9 protein-coding genes and 1 pseudogene are annotated in these 8,207 nt (G+C 60.9%); 2 read left to right on the top strand and 8 right to left on the bottom strand.

Annotated elements, in window-relative coordinates; translation table 11 throughout:
* The 4 genes from DBR24_RS17580 to DBR24_RS17565 all read right to left on the bottom strand — a co-directional run.
* The coding region (locus tag DBR24_RS17580) for an FAD:protein FMN transferase (protein WP_146189075.1) at positions 1-961 on the bottom strand (961 nt) is incomplete at its 3' end.
* A complete protein-coding gene (locus DBR24_RS17575; RefSeq protein ID WP_128615376.1) occupies positions 951-3,131 on the bottom strand; it encodes a PepSY domain-containing protein in 2,181 nt (726 codons plus the stop codon). The genes DBR24_RS17575 and DBR24_RS17580, both read right to left, overlap by 11 nt.
* A gap of 25 nt (positions 3,132-3,156) precedes the next feature.
* Positions 3,157-3,627, bottom strand: a complete 471-nt coding sequence (locus DBR24_RS17570) for a DUF2271 domain-containing protein (protein WP_123469186.1) — start codon at positions 3,625-3,627, stop codon at positions 3,157-3,159.
* Between the two features lie 85 nt (positions 3,628-3,712).
* Positions 3,713-4,036: a PepSY domain-containing protein gene (locus tag DBR24_RS17565; RefSeq protein ID WP_123468786.1), complete on the bottom strand. Its 324-nt coding sequence runs from the start codon at positions 4,034-4,036 to the stop codon at positions 3,713-3,715.
* 131 nt (positions 4,037-4,167) lie between these two features.
* On the opposite strand from DBR24_RS17565, the gene DBR24_RS17560 reads away from it, so the two are divergent.
* Together DBR24_RS17560 and DBR24_RS17555 are read left to right on the top strand one after the other, a co-directional pair.
* Positions 4,168-4,827 (top strand): response regulator transcription factor, encoded by a 660-nt coding sequence (locus DBR24_RS17560; protein ID WP_123468784.1) that lies wholly within the window; start codon positions 4,168-4,170, stop codon positions 4,825-4,827.
* Positions 4,824-6,146: an ATP-binding protein gene (locus DBR24_RS17555; protein WP_128615375.1), complete on the top strand. Its 1,323-nt coding sequence runs from the start codon at positions 4,824-4,826 to the stop codon at positions 6,144-6,146. The genes DBR24_RS17560 and DBR24_RS17555 overlap by 4 nt, the downstream gene beginning before the upstream one ends.
* 176 nt (positions 6,147-6,322) lie before the next feature.
* Here DBR24_RS17555 and DBR24_RS17550 read toward each other — a convergent pair whose 3' ends face one another.
* From DBR24_RS17550 to DBR24_RS32620, 4 genes and pseudogenes are all read right to left on the bottom strand, one after another.
* Positions 6,323-6,778: a YeeE/YedE family protein gene (locus DBR24_RS17550; RefSeq protein ID WP_128615374.1), complete on the bottom strand. Its 456-nt coding sequence runs from the start codon at positions 6,776-6,778 to the stop codon at positions 6,323-6,325.
* A gap of 2 nt (positions 6,779-6,780) precedes the next feature.
* On the bottom strand, positions 6,781-7,215 hold the full coding sequence (locus tag DBR24_RS17545; protein WP_128615373.1) for a YeeE/YedE family protein: 435 nt from the start codon (positions 7,213-7,215) through the stop codon (positions 6,781-6,783).
* Positions 7,216-7,345: 130 nt separating this feature from the next.
* Positions 7,346-8,053 (bottom strand): cupin domain-containing protein, encoded by a 708-nt coding sequence (locus tag DBR24_RS17540; RefSeq protein ID WP_128615372.1) that lies wholly within the window; start codon positions 8,051-8,053, stop codon positions 7,346-7,348.
* A 60-nt stretch (positions 8,054-8,113) separates the two neighbouring features.
* Positions 8,114-8,207, bottom strand: a pseudogene (locus tag DBR24_RS32620) (GNAT family N-acetyltransferase); the annotation flags it as partial.

Genomic DNA, 8,207 nt, shown 5'->3' with positions numbered 1-8,207 from the left:
GGCTGTCAATGTGCGCCTGCAACTGGCCGCCGACTATAGAAATCTCTTTGAACTGTTGACCATCGTGCAGCACGAACAAGGCGTCCATCCCGCGTTCCTGCGCCAGGCGCGGGCCTTCGGTTTCGCCCAACACCATCAGCGCCGTGGCCCAGGCATCGGCGAGCATGCACGAGGCCGCTACCACGCTGACCGCTGCCAGCCGGTTGCGCAGTGGCGCTCCGGTGGCCGGATTCATGGTGTGGGCGTAGGTTTGTCCGTTCACCTCGACCCACTGTCGATAGTCCCCCGATGTTGCGATGGCAGCATCGCCGAGCTCCATCACGCCCATCACTTCACGCACGCCCCTCCGGGGTTTTTCAATCGCCACGACCCAGGGTTGCGCATCCGGCTTGATCCCGCGGGCGCGCATCTCACCATCAATGCCGACCAGATAGCGCGTGATGCCAAACCCTTCCAGGCAGCGGGCCAGTTCATCTACGCCGAAGCCCTTGGCGATGCCATTCAAATCAAGGTGCAGCGGCGCTCGTTTGCGCACCTGATGGCGTTGCAGGTCAACCATCAACGCGGCGCAGGCGGACGGTCGCGTGTGCGCTGAGGTTGGCGCCGGTGCCTGTTCAGTCACCGTCTGTTCGCCGGGGCCGAACCCCCAGGCGTCCACCAGATCACCCACGGCAATGTCAAAAGCACCGCTCGATTGCTGACTGACCCGTAGCGCGGCGGCCAGCACCGTGGCCAACTCCCTGGGCACTGACAACCATTGCTGCTCGGGGGCGGCGTTGAGACGGTTGAGGTCGGAGTCGGCTTTCCAGGTGGACATTTGTTGGTCAACCCGGCCCACGGCCTGGGCGAGACGGTGGCCGATTTCGTCGGTGTCGATGCCCGCATCGGCATAGAACAACGCCGTGTAGCGGGTGCCCATGGTCTCGCCGTTCAGGCTGTAGCGTTGCCCATCAGTAGACATCTTCACGGTAGCGTCCTTGTGTCTTGAGGGTCAGTACACTCAGGTTGAGCGGCGCCAAGACTTCGTCCAGAGCCTGCATCACGCCTTTGGCCATTTCGCGGCTGCCACATACCAACACCTGAGCGCCTTTTTCAATCAGCCGACGCAACGCCAGGGCATCACTGATCAGCCGGTCTTGCACGTAACTGTGATCCTGAACCTGGGAGAACGCGGCGCGCAATGCGGTCAGGCGCCGGTCCGCCAGGTAACGGTTGAGCTCCGGTTCGTAGAGGAAATCCGACGCTGGGTTGCGCCCGCCCCAATACAGATGCATCGGATGCCGGGCTTTGTTGTTGCGAATAAACCCGGCCAACGGACCAATGCCAGTGCCGGCGCCGATCAGGATCACCGGGTGGGCGCCCGATGCAGGTCGAAATTGTGGATTGGGCTGGATAAAGGCCTGGATCGATGCGCCAAGGCTCAAGCCATGCAGGAACGCCGAGCACAGACCGCCTTCGTGTTTACGGACGCAGATCTCCAGCACGCCGTCGTCGGAGCCGCTCGCCAGTGAGTAGTAGCGCGGGACGGGGCTGCCCGGCGGTAGAATCCCGACCAAGTCTCCAGCCTGGAAGGCTGGTAACTCACCCAGTGCCTTGAAGCGCAGAATGTGGGTCGGCGTATTCACCTGCTCGCCGTAGACAATGCATTCGTGCAACACCAGTTGATGAGTACGCGGCTGCTGCGGGGTGTGGACCAAGGGCAGATCATGTCCCAGTGCATCGCCTAACGCATGCCCCCATCGTGCGAACTCTTGAGGGGACTGGCGATTGATTTTTTCCAGCTCCACTAATGCTGTGCCACCAGCCTGCACCAACGCATCGTGAACTTGATGGGCGTATTGACAGAATTTCGGAAACTGTCGATCCCCCAAGCCCAGCACCGCAAACGGCAGGCCTGGCTTGAGACCGACCCGAGTCAGCCGTGTCAGGAATTGCGACGCCGAGGCAGGGGCATCTCCGTCGCCATGGGTAGCGGTAAGAATGAACAGCCGTTGGGCGCTGCGGTAATCGCCGCTCCATTCATTCATCTGTGCGCTGTGCACGCGATGCCCAGCCTGGTGCAAGGCATCGTGCAGGGTTTTGGCAAAACCCCACGTGCTGTTATTTTCACTGCCCACCAGAATCACGCTATCGGCGGAGTGGACGGGGCTGTTGTGACGGATGTTCGGACCCGCCTTGCGGCGGCGCCACCAGAGCAGGATGCCGGTTACGCTCATCAACGGCACACAGAGCGCACAGAGACCGAGCGGCAGGCCCAGCCACCAGAGTCCTTGACCGGTGTGCAATTGGTAGATCAGCTCGTAAGCCTGGCGCATCGAGTCGTGAGCTTGCCAAGACAGCAAAGTGCCGCTGACCGGGTCCACATAACCGTCGCCTTGGGCGGTACGCAGCGAGAACACGTCTTGCGGGTTGCCGGGGCTGGGGTAGACCAGTTCGCGCAGGTCATTGACGTCGGTGGCCTGCAAGGCTTGCAGGTTCGCCACCGGCAACGCCGTGCCGACGCTGAGGTGAGTGGGGAAGGCGGGCTCGTACTGACTGCCGTCGGTGATCAAACCGAAGGTGGTGGCGGACATGTAAAGCCCGCTCAGGGCCGACAATAGTAAGCCGAGCAAAGCCAGGCGCCCGACTTCGGCATGCCAGCGCTGACTGAAGCTGCCGCGCAGCGGACGCAGCAGGTTGCGCCAGCCGCCCAGGCGCCGGGCCAGCAGCAACGAGCCGGACACTGACAGGATCAACATGAACAGCGCGCCAATGCCCGACACCCCGTGGCCGGGTGTCCCCATGAACAGTGAACGGTGCAGGTCTTTCATCCAGCGTGAGAAGGCCGAAGGCTCATAAGGCGCGAGGCCCTGGCCGGTCAGTGGGTCAACTTTTTCGGCCCCGGCCTGACCGTCCTGGTTGTAATAAACGATGACGGTTCCCGACGCAGTGCGCTGGATTTGCTCCACCCCCGGAAAGTGGCTGGCTACGCGCGCGCCCAATTGACCGACATTGAGTTGGCCGGCCGCCGTGGACGTGCTGTGCAGGCGCTCAAGCGCTGGATCGACGGACAATACGGCGCCGCTGATGGCCAATAACATGACCAGCAGGGCCGCGATCAGGCCGGGCACAGAATGGAACTGGCGAAGCATATTCAGCCTCCAGAAATGACGGGAGCTACAGGTCGTAGGTAAAGGAGTCGACGTAAGTGCTGCCCGTCACCGGGGAACCCGATCCTTTGGAGGTCAGGGGGACGCTGATATCGACGCGAGCTTCGCGTTTGCTCTCCACGGCACTGTCGATACGGATCTGATACCCGGCGTCAATCAAGGTGTCGGCCAGTTCGACGCTGACTTTGAGCGTTTGACCGCTGCCGACACTGGCGCCACTGACCCCGTCAAATTCACTCCGGTTCATACCGCTGCCACGGGCCCAGTCGGTCAAGTGCCGGTAATACTTGGCCTTCTTGCCGGCCACCCACAGGGTTTTCTGGTACTGGCCATTGGCGTCGGTGACGTAGATCGCCAGGTACGCATCATTTCCGCTGTAGTTCTTGAGTTGGGTCGTCAGGGTCACTTCACGGGCCTGGGCCAGCCCCGGCAGGGCAATGGCACCGATGAGACAGCTTGCAGCGATAATCTTTTTCATGAGGGTGTCCTGTTTGAGCATTGAGGCGAAAGCCTGGACCCTTTGGCTGACAACAACCTGAACAACCTGGAATCATCGGCCACGATCATTCGCGGACAGGGCTGGCGAGGTAGTCCCGCGCATCGCCGTTGTCGCCGAAATCGATCTGTAACGTGCGCAACCGCAGGGAGGCGGGGGCATAACGGGCCTCTATAGCGTTGCCCCTGCGATCAGCGCCGTTGAGTTGGTAGCAACCGTCGTCAACCTTGATGCGCTGCACGCTCCAGCCCCATTGCTGCTCCACTTGCAGACGCAGGGTTTCGCGTGGCTGCCAGTCGCTGACGGGGTCGCTGCACTCATCATCGGCCAAGGCATAAGCGCTGAGCAGCACACACAACAGCGTGGAACTGGCAATAAATGCTGATTTCATGATCTGTCTCCTGCCGGGTTGGCGTGTGTGGCATACCCTGACGGTTATTCCTGACAACCCGCTGAATCTTCAGATTCACGTCAGCTAAGGTCGTTAAGGTGTTACCCGACAACCATCGCAGGAGGTGCCAGATGCGGGTTTTATTGGTCGAGGACGCACCCGGCTTAGGGGAGGCGGTGCGCGAGCAGATTGCCGATGACGGCCACGCCGTGGACTGGGTGCAGCGTCTGGACCATGCGCGCAACAGTGTGCGCACGACGCCTTATGACCTGATCCTGCTGGATTTGATGCTACCGGACGGTCGCGGGCTGGACTTCTTGCGTCAGCAGCGCGCAGCGGGGGACGTGACCCCGGTCATCATCCTCACCGCCCAGGACCAGATATCCGATCGCATTGCCGGCCTCAATGCCGGCGCCGACGACTACCTGGTCAAACCGTTCGATCTGTTCGAACTCTCGGCTCGGGTAGCGGCGGTGGCCCGTCGTTACAGCGGTAATCCCAATCCGCAAATCAGGTTCGGTGATTTGCAAGTCGACATGAACGCACGCACCGTTCAGCGCGCCGGCACGACTGTCGACCTTACGGCCCGTGAATGGGCGTTGTTCGAGGCCTTTGTCCAGCGCCCCAGCGCCTTGCTGTCGAAGTCGCAACTCGAAGAGCGCTTGTACGCCTTTGGCGCCGAAATCGAGAGCAACACCATCGAGGTCTACATCAGCCGCTTGCGCAAAAAACTCGGTCGCGAGCTGATTGAAACCGTACGCGGCATGGGTTACCGGTTGATGAGCGCATGAAGTCGCCGTCAAGCCTGCAAAAACGTCTGGGCCTGGGGTTGACCCTGGGCATGACCTTACTCTGGCTCGGCGCAACGGTCGGCGCATGGCTGGTGGTGCAGCATGAGCTGAACGAAGCGTTCGACAGTGCACTGGAAGAGACCGCGCAGCGCATCCTGCCTCTGGCCGTGCTGGAAATCAGCAATCGCGAAGCCCCTCGTGAGTCGCAACATGTCGCCACCCTGAAAATGCACAAGGAATACCTGACCTACCTGGTGCGCGATGCCTCGGGTGAGATTCTCATGCAATCCCACGACGCAAACCCGAAGATCTTCAGCAAACAGCCAAGTGAAGGGTTTTCCACCACTGAAAAGTACCGTCTGTACAGTGCCTCGGCGCTGCGAGGAACGGTGTTTATCGAAATCGCCGAACCTCTGGGGCATCGCCGAGAAGCTGCGCGTGAAGCCCTGTTTGCCTTGTTATTGCCGTTGCTGGCGCTGATCCCGATCAGTTTGTTGGGCACCTGGTTATTTGTGCGCATCAGTCTGCGTAGCGTGTTGGCCTATCGTCGCGCCGTGGAGGCGCGGGGTGTGGGCGATCTGTCGCCGATCAACGTGGCGCGTCTGCCGGCGGAAATCGACCCGTTGGCCGATGCGGTCAACCATTTGCTGGAGCGTTTGCGCAAGGCGCTGGAGGCCGAGCGCAGCTTCACGGCCAACAGCGCCCATGAATTGCGTACACCGTTAGCGGCGACGTTGGCGCAGATTCAACGCCTGCGCCACGAAGCCCCCGAAGGCCCGTTGCAGGTGCGTGCGGAGAAGATCGAGCACTCGTTACGGGAATTGGCGCGGCTCTCGGAAAAACTCATGCAACTGGCCAAGGCCGAGGGGGGCGGCCTGTTGTCCGAAGCGCCCCAAGACTTGATTCCGTTGTTGGCCCATGTCGTTGATGAGTGGAACCACAGCAGCGGGCAGCGCATCAAGCTGCAACTGCCAAGCCAGGCCAGCGTTTTCTCGGCCATTGATCCCGATGCTTTCGCCATCCTGTTGCGCAACCTGATCGAAAACGCGCTGAAATACGGCGCGACAGACCAACCGGTCGAGGTCAGCCTGACCGATCAAGCGCTTCTGCGGGTGGTGAACGGCGGCCCGGCGGTGCCGCGAGCGGTATTGCATCACCTGACCGAGCGCTTTGTGCGAGGTAACAACGAAGCCAGTGGGACAGGATTGGGCTTGGCCATTGCTAAAACCATTGTGCAGGGTGTCGGCGCCCACATGACCCTGGTGTCACCGGCGACAGGAAGGGGGGACGGGTTTGAAGTGAACGTCCAGTTTGTGTAGAGGGTAAAAGTTGGATGCTGATCGTGGACGTCATATAGGACTGTCCTTCGTCGCGCACCGATCAATGTCCTCGGTACATGGAAAGGCAGCAGGCCGATTATTCGACTTGCCCAAGGACAGCGTGCGCTTTGGCCGGCGTCAGGTCTGTTCACTGACGCACGTTGAAGGGACAGGAATCAGCTCGGTTTATTCACGGAGGAGGGGGTTGACGTAGCACGTTGTTTTTTTCGCTCCAGCCATTCAAACAGCCCCATGCCGACCAGCATGGCGATGACAAAAACGGTGCCTTTGCCGATGCCCGAACCTAGCAGGACCAAGGCCGGGCCCGGACAGACGCCTGCAAGGCCCCAGCCGATCCCGAACAGAAGGCTGCCAACGACCAGTCGCCGGTCGATGTGTCGAGCGGTGGGCAGGTTCATGGGCAGGCCGAGCAGTGACCGGGTTCGGGTTCTGGCGAATTTGAAGCCTACCGCCGCCACCGTAATGGCACCGGCCATGACGAAGGCCAGCGATGGATCCCAGTGCCCGGCCAAATCGAGGAAGCCGATGACTTTGGCGGGATTGGTCATGCCGGAAATCAGCAAACCGATACCGAAAATCAGCCCGGCAAGCCACGCGTAGAAGAGCGCCATGGTCAAAGACCTCCCAGAAGGTGCTTAACGACAAAAACGGTAACGAAACCCGCCCCCATGAACACCAGTGTCGCTATCACAGAGCGCGTCGATAAGCGCGACAGTCCACACACACCGTGGCCGCTGGTGCAGCCAGCGCCATAACGGGTGCCGATGCCGACCAGCAGGCCCGCGACAATCAATAGCGGATATCCGGCATCAATCTGTATCGCGGGTAAAGAGGCGACCAGGCGAAAAGCCAATGGCGCCATTAGCAGGCCCAAAATGAAAGCCGCGCGCCACGCTACATCCCCGGTTATCGGGCGCAGCAGACCGCCGACAATGCCGCTAATGCCTGCGATGCGCCCGTTGAACAGTATCAACAGCACTGCCCCCGTGCCGATCAGCAAGCCTCCGAGCAAGGCGCTAAACGGCGTGAAGTGGTTCATGTCGATCATGACGCTCTCCTTACTGGGGCGTGTGTAGTGAAGGTTGATCGCGATGCAACCTTGATCATCTGATGGACGTCGTGTTGACCGCAAGAGCGGTCTGCGCGAGGAACTCAACTGGCACTGTCGTTTCTGGCTGCTATTTAACCGCGTACACCTTGCGGACATAGCGTGTGCTTTTCCAGGCGCATTGCGCACCTCGCGCAACAAACACGCTGTCACCGGTGTTGACGGTCACGCTCGAGCCCTCAGGCGTCTGCAACGTTACGCTACCTTCGATCAGATACATCAACTCATTGAGCTTGTGCGGGCGCCCGTGACGCTCGTAGGGCGTCGAGTCCCACACGCCGACACGCAGATCGGTTGTGGCATCTTCGAAGGCATTGCGCGACCGGCATTGCGGTGTTGGACCGATCAGAATCTGTTGTTCCGGCGCGGCGGATGGAGACAGGTGTGCCAGCGGGTCGAGCGAGGTAAGGCCAGGCGTCGCGCCTTTGCTGACCATGGCGCAAAACGCCCACCGGGTGCCGATCTGTGCTTCGATTCGCAGGGCCGTGCCCCGGCCGATGACCGCGCTGGCGCCGACTGCCAGTTCCAGTGTCTGCTCCCGGGTTTTCAACGTCACGTGCCCCGCGTGGACCACGATCACCTCGATGTGTGGGAAGTCCTCGATATCGAGGATTTCGCCTGCTTCGACGAGGCCTGCAGACACGCCGTCAGCCCCTGACCAGGCGACCTGACGTCCAGTCGTGAAAGGGTCCGCAGCGTTCAAGGGTTGCTGTTTGAAGGATGTGTCGACGCGACTGCCATCGGCGCGAGCCAACAGCATGATGCAAGGTTCGAACATACGGGTGACGCTCCAGGTATTGAGGGGATTTGGGGGAGGCAACAAGCGCAAACCCGATGATCAGCCGATGGCTTGAGTGACCACCGCAAACTGCCGAACGCCATTGTTTGCTTGCGGAGCAGCACCGCGCGACATTTGTGCCACGGTGTCGACC

The organism is Pseudomonas sp. HMWF006, from assembly GCF_003061205.1.
Classification (GTDB): Bacteria; Pseudomonadota; Gammaproteobacteria; order Pseudomonadales; family Pseudomonadaceae; genus Aquipseudomonas; species Aquipseudomonas monsensis.
Note: the sequence above shows the minus strand (reverse complement) of the source record. Positions and strands in the feature narration are given on the sequence as shown.